Source organism: Campylobacter concisus (assembly GCF_902460665.1).
GTDB lineage: Bacteria > Campylobacterota > Campylobacteria > Campylobacterales > Campylobacteraceae > Campylobacter_A > Campylobacter_A concisus_AL.
In genome coordinates this window covers 205,404-225,293 of the sequence record NZ_CABPUR010000001.1, presented here as the reverse complement: position 1 = coordinate 225,293, position 19,890 = coordinate 205,404, and the positions used below count along the sequence as shown (strand labels likewise).

Here is a 19,890-nt window from a genome sequence, read left to right as displayed (position 1 = left end):
TTTACGCTATTTTCTTATCGTGCTTTATTAAAATTGGCTTTGCCTTATCTTTTACAGTCTCTTTTGAGATAACAATATCATATTCTTTTAACTCTGGCAGCTCATACATTATGTCCGTCATAAGCTCTTCCATTATACTTCTAAGCCCTCTTGCTCCGGTCTTTCGCTCGATAGCTAAACTTGCTATCTCTTCAAGTGCTTCATCATCAAATTTAAGCGTAGCACCGTCAATCGCACAAAGCTTTTGATATTGTTTTAGTATCGCATTTTTTGGCTCGGTTAAAATTTTAACCATATCTTCTTTTGTTATTTCGTTTAAAGTAGCTACTACGTGAAGTCTGCCAATAAGCTCTGGAATGAGGCCATATCTTACAAGATCGTCTGGCTCAAGTAGGCTTAGTAAATTTTCTTTTTCATTTTTGCCACGTTTTTCTTGATTAAATCCAAGAACATTTTTACCAACTCTTCTCTCGATGATATCAAGAAGTCCGTCAAATGCACCACCGCAAACGAATAAGATATTTGTCGTATCTATCTGGATGAAGTCTTGGTTTGGATGCTTTCTGCCACCTTTTGGCGGGATGTTCACGACGCTTCCTTCGATGATCTTTAATAATGCTTGCTGTACGCCTTCACCCGAAACGTCTCTTGTGATGCTTCTATTTTCACTCATTCTAGCGATCTTATCGATCTCATCGACAAAGACAATGCCCTGCTCCGCCTTTTTAACATCGCCATTTGCAGCTTGTAAAAGCCTTGTTAGGATATTTTCAACGTCCTCACCGACATATCCAGCCTCAGTTAGGCTTGTGGCATCACAAATTGCGATAGGCACATCAAGAAATCTTGCCAAAGTCTGAGCCATTAACGTCTTGCCGCTTCCAGTTGGGCCAACAAGTAAGATGTTTGATTTTGAAATTTCAGTATCGTCTTTAATGTCGCTTTGTTTAAAAATTCTCTTATAGTGGTTATATACGCCGACACTAAAGACCTTTTTAGCCCTGTCTTGACCGATCACGTAGTTATCAAGTACCGCTTTTAACTCCTTTGGTGTGAGCTTTTGATACTCTATCGTTTCGTCATTTTTACTCTCTTCTACGCTAGTATCTCCATGTATCATATCGTATGCGGCTGCTATGCAGTACTCGCATATATAGGCGTTTCCTTCGATATCAGCGAGTAATCTTCTCTCAGCAGACTCAGCCTCGCCACAAAAATTACACTTTCTAGCCATTAATCTCTTCCTTTTGCAAGCGGAATTCCTCTTGTCGTTTCTAATATAAATTTACACATTTTTTTAACATTTTCATCACTAGTTTTTGCGATCAGCTCGTTTGCTTGATCTTTTAGGCTAATGCCTTGATTAAACAAAAATTTATAAGCGCGAACTAGCTCTTCAACCTGCTCTTTATCAAATCTACGTCTAATGCCAACTAAATTTAAGCTTCTTATATATGCTCTATTGCCCTCAGCTAGGCAAAATGGCACTACATCTTGACTAAGCGCGCTTGCACCTGCGATCATGCAGCTTTCCCCTACTCTAACAAACTGATGAATAGGCGTAAGACCACCCACAACAGCGTAGTCACCAAGCTCGACGTGACCTGCCAGGGTTGCGTTATTTGCCAAAATGACGTTGTTGCCTATTATACAGTCGTGTGCTATGTGAGAATATGCCATGATAAAGGCGTTATCGCCAATCCTTGTTATACCATCACCCTTGTGCGTGCCTGAGTTTATCGTGCAAAACTCACGTATAGTTGCGTGCTCACCAATAATAACGCCGGTATCAGTCTCATCTTTATAGCTGATATCTTGCGGGATATCGCCCACGATCGCGTAGCTAAATACACGAGAGTTATCGCCGATCCTCGTCTTGCCAATCACCCTTGCGCCTTGTTTTATCGTGACGTTGTTGCCAAGGACCGCATCTTTACTTACAAATGCATAAGCCTCGATATTTGCGTCATCTCCAATGATCGCTCCATCTTCTATAACGGCTGTTTGGTGGATATTTTTCATTGTCTCTCTTTTTCTTAAAGCCTATTTATCGACTATCATCGCTTTTAGTTCAGCCTCGGCGCATAGCACATCATCGACGTATGCTTTGCCCTCAAGCACCCAGATATTACCTTTGTGTTTTAGCACGTTTAGTCTGTACTCTAGCCTATCTCCAGGGCGGACTGGATGGCGAAATTTCGCTCCGTCAATGCTCATAAAATAGACCACTTTATTCTCGATGCCAGCTTGATGCTCATCACTCATGCTTTTAAATGCTAGCACGCCGCCAGCTTGCGCCATGCCTTCGATTATCATAACGCCAGGATATATCGGATGGCCCGGGAAGTGCCCCTGAAATATCGGCTCACCAATGGTTACATTTTTATAAGCCACGATATTCTTAGCTGGCTCTAGCTCAACAACTCTATCTATAAGTAAAAATGGAAATCTATGTGGAAGAATTTTTTGAATTTCTACGACGTCTATCACGTTTTAGCCTTAGTAATGTAAATTTGTGGCGATTGTAACAAATTTATACTAAGAAAAAAATTATTAGCCTCTTTTAAAAATCTCTAAATTTCGCCTTATGTGGCAAAAATTTAATTCACTGCTTTAAGATAAATTTTATAAACCCACTTTTAGTCTAAAACCAAAATTTCTTCGCTATCGTTATAAAAAACAGCCTTTGCGTAAATTTCGTAGCTACCCTTTTTGACCTCGTCTAAGACGATGATAGGATTTTGCGAAAATTCTCCGCTTATATCACGGCGAAATTTTAGCTCCTTATCAAGCTCAAGCGGCCTTTTGCAAAGCTCATCTACGCTTTTAAATTTGCTATTTGTAAATTTATTAAAGCGCTCTATACTCATAAAGATTGCACACTCTTTTAGCTCATCGTCCATATCACAAGAATTTTCTACATTTAGCTTCAAATTTTCTCTTTTAAAGCCAGAGTAAAGCACAAAGTAGCTTGGTATCACAGCGTTTTGAAATTTCACACTAGCACGTAAAAGCCTGTAGTTTAAAAATCGCCTTCTAAAAAGATGAAATTTCTCACCTCTCGCCTCGCACTCGCGCACCTTTTTATAAAGCTCAAGCCTAGCTTCTATGCTGCCATAAAGCGCCCTTGCGTGTAGCTCGCTCATTAGCTCACTTTGGGGCAAATTTTGCGAGTCGCGCTGTTTTTTTAGTGCAAAGACGCAGCCGCAGTAATTTTGGTGATAGAGCTTGTCTTTTTTAGCGAGGATAAATTGCTCGCTTGTGCCGCTATTTTTTCTATAATCAACCGCAACAGCCTCCAAATTTGAGCCAGCCACCGCCTCATCAAGAGCCTTTTTAAGCTGAGAAAAGTCCTTTTTTGGGCTCATCAAAAGCGTTGTCGTGATCTTATTAAGTCTCAGCTCAAGCGCCTTTTTAGCGGAGTCTTTCATACGAAAATCAAAGCAGTATTCGCACCTTTTACCCTTTTCTGGTTCATCTTCAAGCCCCTTTGTGCCGCCAAGCCACGCTTCGTAGTCGTATTCGCCACATATTAGCTCGATGCCTAGCTTCTCGCAGCTTCGCTTCACGTCCTCAAAACGCAGTAAAAACTCGCTATATGGATGTATGTTTGGATCGTAAAAATAGCCTACTATTCGTTCATTTGGATAGTCTTTTCGTAGGCGCCCTAAAAAGTAGTGGCTATCGACCGAGCAGCAGATGTGAACTAGCAAAATTTAACCTTTTTTGCTCGCATTATATCAAAGATTATTTTTATAAATTTTTGCAGCATCAAGATATTTTTTAAGGACATTTTGGCTTGCAAGATCATCAAATTTACCAAAAGCCACTTGCTTGCCAGATTCGATTATAAGTACTTTTTGCGCTATCTTCATCGCACTTAAAATATCGTGCGTGATAAAAATAATGCTGATCTTTTCATCTAAGCTTAAAAGCAAATTTATGATCTTTTGCTTTGTCTCGTTATCAAGCCCACTTGTTATCTCGTCGCAGATTAGGATTTTTGGCTTTGAAAGAAGCGCTAACAGTATCCCGACTCTCGTCGCCTCACCGCCACTTAGCTGAGATGGGAATTTTTCTAAAATTTCATCTTTTAAATTTAAATTAGCTAAAAGCTCTTTAAGCTCATTCTCACTAAAGCTAAGCTTGAGATATGACCTCACGTGAGCGATCGCGGTTTTTACTTTTAGCGCTGGATTTAGGGCTTGCTTTTGATTTTGCAAGATATATCTGATGTCCTTTTTGAGCTCATTTTTATCCGTGATCTCCTCATCGTTTATGTAAATTTTGCCCCCACTTTTTGGCTCACTAAATGATATGAGCTTTGCAAGCGTGCTTTTGCCACTACCACTTTGCCCCAAAATGGCTAAATTTTCGCCATCATCAAGCTCGTAATTTATCCTATCCAAAAGGTGCAGCACTTCAGCTCTAGCGTTAAAATGCTCCTTAAAACTTAAACTTTTTGAGACGTTTTCAAGCCTGATTTTCACGCATTTTCCTTTAAGCTTAGCCGTCCATCTCTCATCTGCCAAATCTCATCACTAAGATAGCTTGTTAGCGCCTCATCATGCGAGATAAAGATAACACTCATCTTGCCCTTTAAACTCTCCAAGATACCCGCCACGTGGCTAGCGCTAATGCTATCAAGCCCGCTTGTTATCTCATCACAGACTAAAATTTTTGGCTTCAGACAAAGCGCAAGAGCGATCTGCACACGGCTAGCCTCACCGCCACTTAGCTCGTATGAGTATTTGTGCCAGATGAGATTAGCATTACCCAGCCCAAACTCCCTAAAATAAGCAAATGCAAGCTCTTTATTTGATTTATTATCGCCGCCAAGATATGCGTTAAAGTGATCGCCCACGTTTAAGAGCGGATGAAGGCTAGCAACGGAGTTTTGAAAGATGAGCGAGGCGACCTTTCTTCGGTGCTCCTTTAGCTCATTTTGGCTAAGTTTTAAGATATCTTTTTTATAAATGCTAAAATTATCCGCCCTCACTCTAAAATCATCATCAAAAAGCCTTATTAGGCTCTTTGCAAAGAGCGATTTACCGCTACCACTTGCACCCGTGACGCCTATAAATTTACCCTCACTCATGGCAAAATCAAGCTCACACAAAAGCTTCTTATCCTTATAAAAAACGTTTAAATTTTTAATCTCTATCATATTTTTATATTGCCATTTTTTGAATTTGACATGATAATCGAGGTTGCAAGGATGAGCAAAAAGAGCGTCATGCCAGGGAAAAGCACCATCCACCAAGAGCCAAGGAAAAGCGCCTCTTTGCTCTCATTTAGCATGATGCCAAGGCTTATTTTATTTGCGTCGCTACCCACGCCAAAAAAGCCAAGTGTGGCCTCCATGACGACTGCGTTTATCGCGTTTATGCCAAAGATACTAACTATTAGATGCTTTAAATTTGGCAAAATTTCAAAGTAAATAAGGCTAAATTTACCAGCCCCATTTATCACGGCTTGCTCGGCGTAGTCGCACTTTTTATTAAGTCTAAAATTTTGCATAAAAACTTTTGCACCCTGCATAAACGAGCAAATGGCTATGATAAAAGAGGTGATAAGCAGATCTCCGCTACTAAACGAGCTAAAAAGCATGATAAAAACGATGTTTGGGATGCTTAAAAAGGCATCAAGCCCCTTGTCAAAAAGGCTCTCGTAAATTTTGCTCTTGCTCGTGCCAAAATAGGCATATATGAGCGAAAAAAGTGTCGTTAAAAAGCCAGCAAGAAGCAAGATAAGAAGCGAGTTTTTAAGCGCATAGGACACTCTTATGAGATTGTCCCTGCCTAGGATGTCAGTGCCAAAGATGTGCTCGCTACTTGGGGCTAAATTTACCGCCATAAAGTCAGTGAAATTTGGCTCAAATTTAGAAAAAAATGGCGTTACAAAGGCAAATGTGACAAGAGCCAAAAAGACAAAACAGGCTAGGAAAAATATGACTTTTCTCATAAATTTCTCTTATCTACCAAGATAGCGAAAATTTTAGCCAGTAAATTTGCAAAAACGACAAAAACGGACGTTAGCAAAATGGTCGCAAGTGCGACTGGATAGTCTTTGGCGATCACCGCATCAAGGCTAAGCTTGCCTATGCCTGGAAATGAAAAAATGCTCTCGATGACGTATGATCCAGCAAAAACGCCGGCCACAAGGGTTGCAAAATAATAGACCATATCGGTGCTTGCGTGCTTTATGGCAAAGAGATAAATTTTGCCGCGCCCCAAACCTCTAGCGTGAGCTGTCTGGATAAAATCAGCGTTTAGGCTTTGATTTAGCCTGTCTCTTACAAATTTCACGTTTGCGCCAAGGTGCGGCAAGATGATGGCAAGCGTTGGCAAGATAATAAATTTAGCCCCAACACCGCTAGATCCTAGCTCGTTTACCCCAGAGCTTGGAAGCACGTTTAGATATACACTAAAGATCGCTATAAGCACGAGAGCTACGTAAAAATGCGGCAGTGAAGCCAGTAAAAATGAGCTAAAATTTATAAAGATATCGGCAAATTTATTCTTATAAATGGCGCTTAAAAATCCTAAGAAAAATGATAAAAAAACTATCAGAAAAAACGAAGCAAAAAATAAAATAAGCGAGTTTAAAAGCCTCTCTTTAATGAGTAAAAAAACACTTGCCCCACTTACAAAGCTGGTGCCAAAATCCCCTGCAACAAAGTGAGCTAGCCACCTAAAATACTGCACGAAAAAGTTATCTTTTAGCCCTAAATTTTCTAAAATTTGCTCTTTTATAGCAACGCTTAGCGCTTCACTCCTTGAAAACATCGCGTCAGTGACGTTTCCTGGCAAAAAATATATGAGCAAAAATAGAAAAAATGAGATGAAAAACAGCAATCCAAGGCTTGAGATCACTGTTTTTAATGAGATCACTGTTTTTAAAATGGCTCTAAACAAAGTTTTTATCCACTATTTTACTTGCCACTCTCTTATATTCCATAAAAATCCAGCCCCATGGTGGCCTAAAATTTGCGTCTTTATGCCTAAAATTTTGTTATTAAAGACAAGCGGATAGTCAAGATAGGCTATAAAAATGTAAGGTGGATTTTCAAAAAGCGCTTTTAGAAATTCTTTGTAGTATTTTTTCCTAAGCTCCACGTCCTTTGTATATCTTGCGTTTTTTAGGGCAAGATCGACGTTTGCGTCCTTGTAGTGGCTAAAATTCCAGCCATTTTCATTGACATCGATGTCGGCAAATCCTCCAAAAATTCTATATGTGTGAAAGTCTGGATCAAATGGGCTTCCCCAGCCGATCACAAAGCTATCAACCTTGCTTATGCTAAAGGCTGTTTTTGGCTTTGCATAGGCTTTGGCTCTTACGCCAAATTTCTCAAACTCGCTGCTTAAAATTTTAGCTAGATTGACCCTTAAGATGTCGTTATTAAAAGCGTAGATGTCAAAGCCAAGCTCTTTGCCGTCCTTTTCAAAAAAGCCAGCCTTGCTTTTCTTAAAGCCACTCTTTTCAAGTAGCTCCCTAGCCTTTTGCGGATCGTAGCTAAATTTAAACTCGCTGTCGTTTGCAAAGCTTTTTTCTATCGGATTGTTCGCTACGCTTGCATATCCGTGAAATAGTTTTTTAACTATCTCATCTTTATTGACAGCGTAGTTTAGGGCTATCCTTACATTTTTATCTTGAAAGATAGGATCATTAAAGTTAAACATCAAAGCTCTATAGTCCGCACTTTTAAATTTAAGCAAGCTTAGTTTTTTATCATCTTTTATGAAATTTACACCAGTTGGAGAGATGAGCGCAACGTCGATCTCACCGCTTTTAAGACCTACAAGTCTTAAATTTTCATCGCCAACTATCTTTAAAAATAGCCTTTTTATTTTTGGCTCACCTTTATAGAATTTATCATTTGCCACAAACTCCAAGCTCTCATCTTTTTTCAATTTTACAAGCTTGTATGCGCCAGTGCCAATAGGAGCGTCGTTAAATTTATCAGTTGCGATATCTTTGCCCTTTAAAATGTGCTCAGGCAAAACGCCAAAGCTAAGTGCGTCAAGAAACGGTGGAAAAGGCTCTTTTAGCGTGATCTTGACTTTATAATCTCCTAAAATTTCAACGCTTTTTACTACCTCGTAGTTTGAGATAGCAGGTGCGTTTAGCTTCTTATCTTGAGCCGCTTCGATGGTAAATTTAACGTCCTTTGCGCTAAATTTCACCCCGTCATGCCAAAACGCATCATCTCTTAGCTCAAAAACATACTCCAGCCCGTCATCGCTCACCTGCCAAGACTTGGCAAGCTCAGGCACGACGTGGCTATTTTCATCGTGGCTAGTAAGTCCAGAAAAAACCAGCGAAAGCGTAGGATCGTGATCCTCGTCGTAAAGTGGATTTATACGAGGTGTTTGCTCCTCGATAGCGACCACAACGGCATTTTCATTTGCATAAGAAAGAGTACCAAACAACAAAAAAAAGATAAGCAAAATTTTCTTCATCACAATCCCCTTTGTTTAAAAATATTTCTGCATAGTAATACGAATCGTATAAAAGTGTTATTAAGCTAAATGTAAATTTAAAGTATAGAAGTTTTAAATTTCTAACTATCTTTTAACCTTTTTTGAAGTAAAATCTCTCCCTATTTTAGACAACAACAAGGCAAATTTTACAATGAATAAAAATAAAAAAATAGCACTTATTTCAGCCATCTGCGTAGTTTCACTTTTAGTTATTTATACTATTCTTGGATTTTTTGGAGTACCTTATGGCATTAAAAATATCACTCCAAAATATCTAAAAGACTACAACGCAACGCTTTTTGTAGAAAGTGCTAAATTTAATCCTTTTACCTTCGAGCTAAATGCCACAAATGTCGAGTTAAACACTACTTCGCCACTTTTTAGCACAAAGCAAATTGACGTCAAGCTAAAGCCATTTTCTATCTTTAAAAAATTAGTTGAAGTTGATATTTTTAGGCTTCAAGAACCAAATGTCAAAATTTTACGAGATAAAAATTCAAAATTTAACTTTAGTAATTTTATAAGCGACGATAACGTAACTACCGAAGATAACAGCACTAGCTCTATAAATTTTGCCCTAAATAACGCAAAAATCATCAAAGGCTCATTTTCATATAGCGATCAAAATTTAACAAATCCATTTAACGTAAATTTTGATGATATAAACTACGAGCTAAGCTCACTAAATACGAAGAAAAATAGTGCAGGCAGCCACATCTTTGACTCAAACTCAAGCCTAGCTCACAAGATCGATCTAAATGGTGATATCAAGCTAAATCCACTAAAAATTGAGGGCAATATCAGCATAAAGAACTTTAGTATCGATCCAGTGGCGATTAGCTTTATCGATAACGACACACTAAATCTTAAAAATGCGGTCATAAATTTAGGAATAAATTACGCTTTAATTGCCGACGAGAACGCTACAAATATAAATTTAAAGGATAGCTTTTTAAATGTAAAATCGCTAAACATAGATGAGGGCAAAAACGAACTAAGTCTTGGTGAGCTAGAGCTTCCAAAATTTGATCTATCGAGTAAAATAGCAGACAAGATAGATGCTAAATTAGAGTTAAATGCCATAAATTTAAGCGATGTTTCATTTAAAAATGCAATAACAGCAAGCTTAAAATCACTAAATTTAAGCAATATTTCGCTTTTAGCAAATTTAAATGAAAAAAGTGAACTAAATGCAACAGCTACGCTAAATAGCATAAATGCAAATACCCTAAAAATAGATGAATCTAGTAAAAATTTATTAAACCTAAAAGATATAAATGCCTCAAATTTAAATGCAAATTTAGCAAATAACAAAACAGCTCTCACGCTTGAAAAAATAGAGTTTGATGGTATCAATGCCCCACTTAGTAAAAATGCAAATACAAATGTGGCAGGGGCTAAATTCTCAAACATTAGCTTCGCTCAAGATACTAATAAAAGCCTTGCAACTCTTGATGAGCTTAGTATAAATGGCATAAATTTAAAGGCACAAAATAAAGAAATTTTAGATATCGCTGATGTGCTGACAAAAACGATCAAATTTGATATTTTAAATATGGCTTTGAGTGCCGAGAATATTGATGTAAATAGACCAAAATTTAACTCAGAGTTAAATGGTAGCGGATTAAGCGCGATAAGCCAGCTTGGGCTTGGTGAGAAAGAGCCGGCAAAAACAGCCAATCATCGCACTAAAACTAAAAAAGAGAATACATCAGCTTCAAAAAGCAAAGAGAGTGAATTTAAATTTGATATAAAAAATATCAATGTAAATAATGCTAGTATCGCTTTGACGCATCTTTTTGAAGGCGAGAAAATCGCTCATAAATTTGATAATTTGTTTGTAAAAATAGCAAATTTAAGTAGCGATTTTAATAAGCCATTTGACGCGAAAGTGGATATAAAAAGCTCGCAAAAGCTAAATTTAGACCTAACCTCAAAGATCAAACTTGAACCTCTTGATATAACTGCTAAAATCAAACTTAAAGATAAAAATTTGCCAAAATATTTTGCCTACGCAAAGCCATTTTTAGAGGCAGACCTTTCAAGTGGAGAGATGAGTGCAAACGCCGAGCTTCACTATGCAAAAGATATAAAAGCAGATGCAAAACTTAGTGTAAAAGATATTAGATTAGATGATAAAAATAAAGAAAAGCTAATCGCGTTTAAAAGTTTAGAAGTGGATAAAATTTCACTTTTTAAAAATAATCTTGAAATTACTGGAGTTGCTCTAAATTCGCCATTTATCAAGGCTCATCTAAGCAAAGAGCGCGAATTTAATCTAAGCAAAATCGTAAAAGAAGATAAAAACAAAGCCCAAAATGAGCAAAAAGCTGAGAGCAAAAAGGTGGCTAGTAAAAAAGATGACGAGCTAAATTTTAGTATCAAAAATTTCTCACTTAACAACGGCGAGGTTGATTTTTCAGATGCGTCACTATTTATGCCATTTGCTACGAAAATTTCAAATCTAAATGGCAAGCTAACTGACATCGATAAAAAACGTCCGAGTTTAGGCGAGTTTAAAGGCACAGTTGGCAAAAACGGTTTTTCTCAGATTACAGCAAAACTATTTCCTTTTGAGCTAAAGCAAAATACCGATATTAAGCTTGATTTTAAAGACATCGATCTAATCGATATAACACCATATAGTGGGCAATTTTTGGGTTATAAAATAAAAAAAGGTAAGTTAAATTTAAATCTAAATTATAGCGTTGTTGATTCAAAACTAAACGGCTCAAATCTTATAAATTTTGACACACTCACACTTGGAGAAAAGGTTGATTCAAAAGATGCTGTAAATTTACCACTTTCGCTTGCTATATCGATATTAAGCGATCAAAATAATCAAATAAATATCGACCTGCCAGTTGAAGGAAATTTAGACGATCCTGACTTTAAATATGGCAGTGTCATTTGGGCTGCTGTTAAAAAACTCTTTGCAGACATTACGTTAGCTCCGTTTAGATTTTTAGGTAATGCTCTAGGACTTGGCAGCAAGGATCTTAGCTCTATTGATTTTCTTGCTGGAAGTAGCGAGTTAATAAGCTCAGAAGCACCAAAAATAGCTGATTTTATAAAATTAACTACTGCAAAGCCTATGATGAAACTTAGCATCACGCCTACTTACTCCGAGATAGATGTGCTCTACTTTAAAGAAAAAAAGCTTGATCAAAAGATAAATCAAATAATCGCCTCAAGCGGCAAAGATTATATCACTGTGCTAAATTCTCTCGTTCCAAACGCTAAAGATAAAAGCGATAAGGCCTTAAGAGAAGAGGCAATAAAAACTATCGAAGTGGATAAAGAAAAGCTAGTTGAACTTGCAAATGAGCGTGCAAATGCGGTAAAAGAAGCGCTCATAAAGGCTGGGCTTGAGACTAGCCGCATAAATGTAAATGATGCAACAAGTTCAGAGCCTAAGCAAAACACCTACACAAGCGTGCTTATGGGAGTGGCGAACTAAATTTCATTTATCTCGCTGCTTCTTGCGTTGTAAACAAACCAGCTAAGAAGCATAAGCATCATGAATGCGCCAAAAACTAGGCTTGCGTAAAAATATAAGCTAAAGCCTTCGCCTAGTAAATTTGCATTGTGAAGAGCGATCATAACGCCAGCAAGTGAAATTAAATAGCCAATTAGCTTAATGATAAAAATTTTTGGATTTACAAGGATGAGTAAAAGCCCGCAAAGCATGACACTAAGGGCTATTTGTAAATTTAAAATGTCAGCTTGAGCACTTGAGCCAAATGTCAAAAAACCAAGCAAAAATATGACTAAAACCATCAAAACAGCATAAACTGCCCTGCTTCGTCCAAAGCCGTACATAAAGCAAACAAAGCCTTTGTTATGTTTGTTGTAGTCCATTTTTCGCTCCTATGTAACAAGTTTTTGTATTTTAATGCCAAATTCTTAAATAAAGGCTTTAATCTGAAATTTCACTCATTTTGGCTAATATTTTACATCTTGAAAAAGGAGCAACAATGCCTTATGTTAATATCAAAATAGCAGGCCCAGAGCCGACAAAAGAGCAAAAAGATCAAGTCTTTAAAGAGGTGACTGAGACGCTTGTAAGAGTACTTGGCAAGAAAAAAGAGGCGGTTATGATTTTCATAGAAACTCATGATGCTAGCAACATCGGCGTAGGCGGCGAGAGCGTAGAAGATAAGAGAAAGGGGATAAAATGAGCGAATTTAACAAAGCAGACTTAGAAAGAAAGATAACGCTTGAGGTTGGCGACAAAGCGCCAGAGTTTGAAGCGCTAAATCAAGACGGCGTAAAGGTCGCACTAAAGGACTTTATAGGCAAAAATGTAGTGCTTTACTTCTACCCAAAGGACAACACTCCAGGCTGCACGACCGAGGCTTGCGAATTTAGCGCAAACTACGATCAGTTTATCAAAAATGACACCGTTATCATCGGCGTTAGCCCAGATAGTGTGAAGTCTCACGTTGGCTTTATCGCAAAGCAAAATTTAAAGCACATTCTATTAAGTGATGAGGATAAAGAAATTTCAAAGCTTTATGGCGTTTGGCAGGTTAAGAAAAACTACGGCAAAGAGTATCTTGGTATCGTTAGAAGCACATTTGTGATCGGCAAAGACGGCAAGATCGCTAAAATTTACAAAAGTGTAAAAGCCAAAGACCACGCCGCAAAAGTGCTAGCTGATCTTGTAAAATAAGGAGCAAAGATGAAGCTTATAAAAATGCTAATTTTAAGTGCATTTTTTGCACTAAATTTATCAGCACTCACTGAAGGCGTGGAGTATCAAACTCTAGCAAAACCGCTTAACGTGCCTAAAAACTCAGTCGTCAAGGTCTTTAGCTACGACTGCCCTCACTGCTATAAATTTGACCGAACGATCACAAGAAAGCTGATGTCAAAGCTTGACGGGGTTAAATTTATCCAATATCACCTAAGCACCAAAGGCAAGCTTGGCGAGACCGCGAGTAAAATTTTTGCCGCTCTTATATCGATAGATGAGGCAAATGGGACTGATCTGCTAAGCGATGAGTCTAAATTTAAGCAAGCTAAATTTGCGATCTACAAAGCAAGACACGATGAAAAAGATGACTTTAATGACGGCAAAGATAAGCAAAGTTTTATAGATCTAGCGCTAAATGCAGCTCACGTGAGCAAAGACGAATACGAAAAAGCGCTAAGCTCAGATCGTGCAAAAGAGCTTTTAGACGCATGGTTCGCCTCTTATGATGTGGCAAGTATCAGCGGTGTGCCAGCTTTTGTAGTAAGCGGCAAATACTTAATAAATTTAAACGCAGCTTCATCAATCGATGAGATGGCAAAGATCATACAAGAGCTTTTAGATAAGTAGTTTTTAGCAGGTAATATCTGCAAATTTTGGTCTTAGAAATATAAATTTAAAGCAATTTTAGATAAACTCAGACCAAAATTTCTAAGAAAAAAGAAAGGTTTAACAATGAATGCTTCAGAATTTATCTGGATGGATGGAAAATTAGTTAAATGGGACGATGCAAAAGTACACGTTCTAACTCACTCTTTACACTATGCTAATGCCGTATTTGAGGGCACAAGAGCTTATAAAACAAAAAAAGGTCTAGCTATTTTTAGACTTCAAGATCATACAAAAAGGCTTTTAAGATCAGCAAAAATGACTGTTTTAAATGTACCTTACACTGAGGAAGAGCTTGAAAAAGCGCAAATAGAGCTTCTTCGTGCAAATAAATATAATGGCAATGTTTATATCCGCCCACTTATATTTTTAGGATACGGCGTAATGGGCGTAGCTCACACAAAAGCACCAGTGCAAACTGCTATCGCTTCATGGGAATGGGGTGCTTATCTTGGCGATGAAGGCCTAGAAAAAGGTATCAGAGTTAAAATTTCAAGCTTTGCAAAACTTGCACCTGCTGCCCAAATGAACAGAGCAAAAGCTAGCTCAAACTACCTAAGCTCACAAATGGCAAACTACGAGGCAAAAGAGGCTGGATACGACGAGGCGCTACTTCTTGATAGCGAGGGCTTTGTGGCTGAGGGTCCAGGCGAGTGTTTCTTTATCGTTGAAAATGGCGTTTTAATCACTCCACCAAACGACAACAGCCTACTTAGCATCACTCAAGATACAGTCATAAGACTTGCTCACGATCTTGACATCGAAGTAAGAAGAGAGCGCATCACAAGAGATCAGGCCTACACAGCTGACGAGGCGTTTTTCACAGGCACAGCAGCTGAAGTAACACCGATAAATAGCATAGATAACCGTATCATTGGTAACGGCGCTAGAGGCGAAGTGACAAAGAGACTACAAAAAGCTTATTTTGACGTAGTTTATGGACTCAATAAAAAATATGAATCATTTTTAACATATATTTAAAAATTTAAAGGAACGAAATGCCCGCTGATTTAAACGATTATTTCAATAAAAAAAAGCCAGGAAATGACAACAGAGGCTCAGGTCAAAATAGCGACAAAGAGCCGCCTTTCAAAAAGGACTTTAAAATGCCAAATTTACCAAGTGGTTTTGGTAAATTTGGAGCACTTGCCTATATTATAATTGCAATTATTGCTATTTTTGCTATCACTCAGCCATTTAAAGTGATTCACTCAGGTGAAGTTGGCATTAAGTCTACAGCAGGTAAATACGAGCCAAATCCTTTGCAACCAGGCTTTCATTTCTTTTTACCTTTTATCCAAGACATCATCATCGTGGACACCAGAGTTAGGATCATAAACTATACTTCTGGCGAGGATATGGGCGAATCAATGCAAAAATCATATCAAGGCGTTGGCGCTGGAATTTTACGTAAAAATTCTATTTCAGTGCTTGATGCTAGAAATTTGCCAGTTAGCATTGATATTACTGTACAATACCGTTTAAATCCAGAAAATGCCCCTCAAACTATTGCCTCTTGGGGCCTTAGCTGGGAGAGCAAGATAGTTGATCCTGTCGTTCGTGACGTGGTTCGCAGTATCGCTGGTAAATATACAGCAGAAGAGCTACCAACTAAGAGAAACGACCTAGCAAGGCAGATCGATGAGGGCATAAGAAAAGACATCGATTCACAGCCAAACAAGCCAGTCGAGCTTCTAACAGTGCAGCTTCGTGAGATCATCTTGCCTTCAAAGGTAAAAGAGCAGATAGAGCGTGTCCAGATCGCTAAACAAGAGGCTGAGAGGACAAAATACGAGGTCGAGCGTGCAAATCAAGAGGCTCTAAAACAAGCTGCCCTTGCAGAAGGCACTGCAAAAGCTGCGATCATCGAGGCAAAGGGTAAGGCCGATGCTATCAAGATCGAGGCTGACGCGACTGCGTATGCAAACAAAGAGATCGCAAAAAGTGTCGATCAAAATCTACTAAATTTAAAGCAGATCGAGACGCAAAACAAATTTAACGAGGCTCTAAAAGAAAACAAAGATGCTAAAATTTTCTTAACACCTGGCGGAGCTGTGCCAAATATCTGGCTGGACGCAAAAGATAAAGCAAGAGCTAGCTCAGTAAGCGAGAGATAAAAATGAATAGCGTAACAAAAAGTATAGACTGGCAAAAAGTTGGTGGATTGCTTCCAGTAGTGGTTTGCGATCATGCCACAAATGAAGTTTTAATGCTTGCTTATATGAACGAAGAAGCATTAAATTTAAGTCTATCTAGCCGTTACGCTCACTACTTTTCACGCACTAAAAATAGAATTTGGAAAAAAGGCGAAGAGAGTGGCAACACGCAAGAGATCAAGGCTGCGTTTTTAGACTGCGACAACGACACTTTGCTTTTAAAAGTGATTCAAAACGGAAGCGCTGCTTGTCACACTGGAGCAAGGTCGTGTTTTTTTAATGAAATAAATTTGCATGACGGTAAAATTTTAGATACAAAAACTGAAGTCAAAAAAATAAATTATGGCGTACTTGACGAGCTTTACCATGTAATAGAAGATAGAAAGCTAAATGCCAACCCTGAAACTTCATATGTGGCAAGTCTTTTTAAAAAAGGCGAAAATCAAATTTTAAAGAAAGTTGGCGAAGAGGCTGGCGAATTTATAATGGCCGCAAAGGATCTTAGTTTCGCAGAAAACTCAAAGCAAAATGAGCAAAAAGCAAAAGATGATCTGATCTATGAAGCAGCCGATCTTTGTTTTCATGCACTTGTAGCACTTTCAGCCCATAATATCCATCCAGATGCTGTAAAAAACGAACTTGCAAGGCGTTTTGGCATGAGCGGCATTGAAGAGAAAAGATCGCGAGATGTTAAATAGCATTAAGCACAACTTGCTTTTTGTATTGCAAAATGCAAAGCTCATTGATTTTTTAACCTATGGCTGGATATTTTTAGCATTTATACTAATTGTGCTTTTAGGGATTTTTATAGCGATAAAGTCGTGGTGGCAGATAGGATTTTTATTTATTCTAGCTGGTTTTTTCGGACTTTTTGTAGGTAATTACTACGTGAACAAATATATAAATGAAAATTTAAGACCAGTTAGCATAAGCAAAATAACCACCAAACAGCTTCAATATGTCGATGCACTAATGGTTGATTTTAATATTACAAATAATTCAAATAATGCACTTAGTATCTGTAAAATCGAGCTTGACTTCTATCTAAGCTCAAGGCAAAATACGAAAGACTTTTTTAACTCACTTAATCCATTTGCTAGAAAAAGAATCATCTTAAACGAAGAATTTTTACCAAAGCAAAGCATTGAGGTTAAAGAATTTGTCAATGACTTCGCATTTATAGACTACAATATCTCTAAGAAAGTGGAGTGTTTTTGATGAGCTCAGCATATTTTACGATCGTTCATATTATCGTTCTTTTTGCGATTGCTCTGCTTTCCATTTTATTTCTTGTTCTCTCACTTAGAGCTGAGCGAAAGTTATTTTTATCACTATTTTTTACAAACATTCTAGTCTCAACCACACTTGCTGTTTTTTTAATGCTAGTGCTTGATAAATATACAAAAAAAGGTATGCTCGAAAATGTAAAAAGTGAGCGAATTTTGCGAAACGAGAGTATCGTTTTTAAGGGGCAAGTGAGAAACATCGGTAAATTTACAATTAGCAACTGCACGCTGACAGTCAAACTAATCAACCAACCGCTAAATAAAAATGACCTTGGCGGTGAAGCATTTTTTAAGCCAAGTGGGCTTTCATTTTTCTCATGGGTTCTTGGCACAGATAAGGACGAGAGGCCAAATACAGTTGAATATAAATTTGATGTAGCCAAAAATTTACCAAAGCAAAAAAGCACACCATTTACCGTATATATGCCATATCCGCCTTACTTTAAAAATGGCATGAATATCACAAAACTAAATTGCTACTAATCAAATTTAAAGCAAATTTTTACAAATTTCATAGGATAAAACGCTAAGTCTTAGTTTGATTTTAGATTAATTTTTTCTTTTTAGTATCTGCAATAAACACTAATTTCTAAGCTAAAGACTTAAAAAGTACAAAGTATGTCAAGTAGCCTACCCAATTTTTGTAGGTCATTTAAGAAGAGTTGCTTTGTCTTTTGTGTAAATTCTTTTGCTTCCTCTAGGATTTTAGTCTCGGCTATATTATAAACAAACTCTTTTTTTAGGATCTTTGCACCTTTTTTATAAAAGAAATTTGCCTCTATTAAGCTTGCAAAAAAGCTATCATCTCTTAAATAGTAGTTTGTTGCTACATTTACATGCACTGGCTTTTGTAGCAAAAAATCACCACAAACACTATTTTGTGAGGTAAATTTAACGCTCTCAAGCGCATCAGGTCTTATCTCATAAAATTTTATCTCATTAGCTTTTTTTAAAGCCAGAATATCACTTGATTTATTTAAATTTATAGAGCTATTATTTACCTCAAGTACGTTTATAGTGCCCTTTGCAAGCGAATAAGCATTTAAAATTTTATCTTCTACTAAAAAATTTACTACACCAAAAAATGGCACACTAGCATTTTGTTCTGCAAAATTTTGAGCAGTTTTTATTTGCAGCCGCTGTTTTGTGCCATTTATCTCATAGTAGCTTACGTAAATAGAAATTTCGTCTTTTTTGCTTGGATTCTTTTGTGAGCAACCACTAAAAAATATTATAGCGAGCAAAAAAATGGCTAAATTTTTCACTTTATGAAATAGTCGCCATCAAAGCTTACAAGCGAATATTTTCGCTCATCGCCGATACTTTCTTTAAGTTCGTCTATACTTAAAAATTCTAAGCTATCTGCACCGATATATTCTCTTACTTCCTCTGCATTTTTTTTAGAGCTTATTAACTCTTCAAAGCTTGGCGTATCGATACCGTATCGCTCAGGGTATTTAAGCTCAGGGCATGCGACTCTAAAATGAATCTCTTTAGCGCCCGCATGTCTTAAAAGATCAACCACCTTTTTTGAAGTAGTACCGCGAACGATACTATCATCGATAACAACAATACTTTTACCTTTTAGAACCGATGACATCGGGTTAAGTTTTAGCTTAACTTTTAAATTTCTCATCTCTTGGCTTGGCTCGATGAAGGTTCTACCCACATAATGGTTTCTAGTGATAGCTAGCTCAAAAGGTATCTTGCTCTCGTTTGCATATCCAAGTGCTGCTGGTACTCCGCTATCTGGTACAGGCACGACGAAATCTGCTTTAATTTTGCTCTTCTTAGCTAGTACTTCACCCATTTTTTTTCTAACTTCATAGACACTTTTACCTTCTATCACGCTATCTGGGCGAGCAAAATAGATATATTCAAATGCGCATATTCTAGGATCTGGCTCATAAATTTGAATGCTTTGAAACTCACTTTTTCCATGTTCAAAAACTATCATCTCACCAGGCCTAATATCTCTTATAAAGCTAGCTCCCACAAGGTCAAAAGCACAAGTCTCGCTAGCTACGATATATCCACCATCTTTTAGTCTACCAAGACTTAGCGGTCTAACACCCCAGCGATCTCTTATGGCAAAGGTTTTATGGCGTGACTGGATAAGCAGACAATAAGCACCTTTTATCTTGTCAAGTGCCGCAATAATACGGCCCTGCAAGTGTTCGCTATGGTTTCTTGCGATTAGATGGATGATATTTTCAGTATCCATATTTGTCTGAAATATCGCACCATCCTTAATAAGCTCATCTCTAACCTCATCTTTATTTACCAAATTTCCATTATGGACGATTGAAATTTGTCCCAAAGAGTAGTTAGCGGCTATTGGCTGGGCATCACGACCTGAGTTTTTACCAGCCGTTGCATAGCGGTTGTGACCGATCGCCATATCACCCTTTAGTGATCTTAAAATTTCTTCATTAAAGACCTCTGTAACTAGGCCATTACCCTTGTGAGTAGAAATTTCTCCGTCATCACAAACACTAATGCCACTCGCCTCTTGACCGCGATGCTGCATAGAAAATAACGCATAATAGGCAGTCTTTGCTGCATCTTTAGAATTTATAATACCAACTATTGCACACATT

At 37.7% G+C, this 19,890-nt stretch carries 21 protein-coding genes; 9 read left to right on the top strand and 12 right to left on the bottom strand.

The annotated features are described in order from the left end of the window. Position 1: 1 nt before the first annotated feature. From clpX to F3G66_RS01145, 9 genes are all read right to left on the bottom strand, one after another. Entirely contained in the window at positions 2-1,234 is a 1,233-nt protein-coding gene (gene clpX / locus F3G66_RS01185) for an ATP-dependent Clp protease ATP-binding subunit ClpX (protein ID WP_021090629.1), read from the bottom strand. Then, positions 1,234-2,022 (bottom strand): acyl-ACP--UDP-N-acetylglucosamine O-acyltransferase, encoded by a 789-nt coding sequence (gene lpxA, locus F3G66_RS01180; protein WP_149706882.1) that lies wholly within the window; start codon positions 2,020-2,022, stop codon positions 1,234-1,236. The genes clpX and lpxA overlap by 1 nt, the downstream gene beginning before the upstream one ends. 21 nt (positions 2,023-2,043) lie before the next feature. Next, the gene (gene fabZ, locus F3G66_RS01175; protein WP_004317884.1) at positions 2,044-2,490 is read right to left on the bottom strand and encodes a 3-hydroxyacyl-ACP dehydratase FabZ; all 447 of its coding nucleotides are present in this window, start codon (positions 2,488-2,490) and stop codon (positions 2,044-2,046) included. A gap of 149 nt (positions 2,491-2,639) precedes the next feature. Continuing rightward, positions 2,640-3,713, bottom strand: a complete 1,074-nt coding sequence (locus F3G66_RS01170) for an epoxyqueuosine reductase QueH (RefSeq protein ID WP_149706881.1) — start codon at positions 3,711-3,713, stop codon at positions 2,640-2,642. Positions 3,714-3,740: 27 nt separating this feature from the next. Then, positions 3,741-4,490, bottom strand: coding sequence for an ATP-binding cassette domain-containing protein (locus F3G66_RS01165; RefSeq protein ID WP_149706880.1), 750 nt, complete (start codon positions 4,488-4,490; stop codon positions 3,741-3,743). Continuing rightward, positions 4,487-5,167, bottom strand: a complete 681-nt coding sequence (locus tag F3G66_RS01160; RefSeq protein ID WP_149706879.1) for an ATP-binding cassette domain-containing protein — start codon at positions 5,165-5,167, stop codon at positions 4,487-4,489. Before F3G66_RS01160 ends, F3G66_RS01165 begins: the two co-directional genes overlap by 4 nt. After that, on the bottom strand, positions 5,164-5,964 hold the full coding sequence (locus F3G66_RS01155; RefSeq protein ID WP_149706878.1) for an ABC transporter permease: 801 nt from the start codon (positions 5,962-5,964) through the stop codon (positions 5,164-5,166). Before F3G66_RS01155 ends, F3G66_RS01160 begins: the two co-directional genes overlap by 4 nt. Next, entirely contained in the window at positions 5,961-6,917 is a 957-nt protein-coding gene (locus tag F3G66_RS01150; protein WP_223154177.1) for an ABC transporter permease, read from the bottom strand. The genes F3G66_RS01155 and F3G66_RS01150 overlap by 4 nt, the downstream gene beginning before the upstream one ends. Positions 6,918-6,929: 12 nt before the next feature. Further along, positions 6,930-8,462, bottom strand: a complete 1,533-nt coding sequence (locus F3G66_RS01145; RefSeq protein WP_149706877.1) for an ABC transporter substrate-binding protein — start codon at positions 8,460-8,462, stop codon at positions 6,930-6,932. A 172-nt stretch (positions 8,463-8,634) separates the two neighbouring features. Here F3G66_RS01145 and F3G66_RS01140 point away from each other — a divergent pair, with 172 nt between their 5' ends. Continuing rightward, positions 8,635-11,943 carry a DUF748 domain-containing protein gene (locus F3G66_RS01140; RefSeq protein WP_149706876.1) on the top strand — a complete coding sequence of 1,103 codons (3,309 nt, stop codon included), beginning with the start codon at positions 8,635-8,637 and terminating at the stop codon, positions 11,941-11,943. On the opposite strand, the gene F3G66_RS01135 is transcribed toward F3G66_RS01140, so the two are convergent. Further along, positions 11,940-12,344, bottom strand: coding sequence for a hypothetical protein (locus F3G66_RS01135; RefSeq protein WP_107769786.1), 405 nt, complete (start codon positions 12,342-12,344; stop codon positions 11,940-11,942). The two genes, F3G66_RS01140 and F3G66_RS01135, sit on opposite strands and share 4 nt — an antisense overlap. A gap of 116 nt (positions 12,345-12,460) precedes the next feature. On the opposite strand from F3G66_RS01135, the gene F3G66_RS01130 reads away from it, so the two are divergent. From F3G66_RS01130 to F3G66_RS01095, 8 genes are all read left to right on the top strand, one after another. Then, positions 12,461-12,664, top strand: a complete 204-nt coding sequence (locus tag F3G66_RS01130) for a tautomerase family protein (protein WP_021090801.1) — start codon at positions 12,461-12,463, stop codon at positions 12,662-12,664. After that, positions 12,661-13,158 carry a thioredoxin-dependent thiol peroxidase gene (gene bcp / locus F3G66_RS01125; RefSeq protein WP_149706875.1) on the top strand — a complete coding sequence of 166 codons (498 nt, stop codon included), beginning with the start codon at positions 12,661-12,663 and terminating at the stop codon, positions 13,156-13,158. The genes F3G66_RS01130 and bcp overlap by 4 nt, the downstream gene beginning before the upstream one ends. Positions 13,159-13,167: 9 nt before the next feature. Next, positions 13,168-13,809 (top strand): thiol:disulfide interchange protein DsbA/DsbL, encoded by a 642-nt coding sequence (locus F3G66_RS01120; protein ID WP_149706874.1) that lies wholly within the window; start codon positions 13,168-13,170, stop codon positions 13,807-13,809. Between the two features lie 105 nt (positions 13,810-13,914). Continuing rightward, on the top strand, positions 13,915-14,829 hold the full coding sequence (locus tag F3G66_RS01115) for a branched-chain amino acid transaminase (RefSeq protein ID WP_054196075.1): 915 nt from the start codon (positions 13,915-13,917) through the stop codon (positions 14,827-14,829). A gap of 17 nt (positions 14,830-14,846) precedes the next feature. Further along, positions 14,847-15,965 (top strand): prohibitin family protein, encoded by a 1,119-nt coding sequence (locus F3G66_RS01110; RefSeq protein WP_149706873.1) that lies wholly within the window; start codon positions 14,847-14,849, stop codon positions 15,963-15,965. Positions 15,966-15,967: 2 nt separating this feature from the next. Beyond that, positions 15,968-16,702 carry a bifunctional phosphoribosyl-AMP cyclohydrolase/phosphoribosyl-ATP diphosphatase HisIE gene (hisIE, locus tag F3G66_RS01105; protein WP_149706872.1) on the top strand — a complete coding sequence of 245 codons (735 nt, stop codon included), beginning with the start codon at positions 15,968-15,970 and terminating at the stop codon, positions 16,700-16,702. Then, entirely contained in the window at positions 16,692-17,222 is a 531-nt protein-coding gene (locus tag F3G66_RS01100; RefSeq protein WP_149706871.1) for a DUF2393 family protein, read from the top strand. Before hisIE ends, F3G66_RS01100 begins: the two co-directional genes overlap by 11 nt. Continuing rightward, complete coding sequence (locus F3G66_RS01095) at positions 17,222-17,773, top strand: DUF2393 family protein (RefSeq protein WP_021090969.1); 552 nt, start codon at positions 17,222-17,224, stop codon at positions 17,771-17,773. The genes F3G66_RS01100 and F3G66_RS01095 overlap by 1 nt, the downstream gene beginning before the upstream one ends. Before the next feature lie 119 nt (positions 17,774-17,892). On the opposite strand, the gene F3G66_RS01090 is transcribed toward F3G66_RS01095, so the two are convergent. Next, on the bottom strand, positions 17,893-18,555 hold the full coding sequence (locus F3G66_RS01090; protein ID WP_149706870.1) for a hypothetical protein: 663 nt from the start codon (positions 18,553-18,555) through the stop codon (positions 17,893-17,895). Beyond that, positions 18,552-19,889, bottom strand: a complete 1,338-nt coding sequence (gene purF / locus F3G66_RS01085) for an amidophosphoribosyltransferase (protein ID WP_149706869.1) — start codon at positions 19,887-19,889, stop codon at positions 18,552-18,554. The genes F3G66_RS01090 and purF overlap by 4 nt, the downstream gene beginning before the upstream one ends. Between the last annotated feature and the right edge of the window lies 1 nt (position 19,890).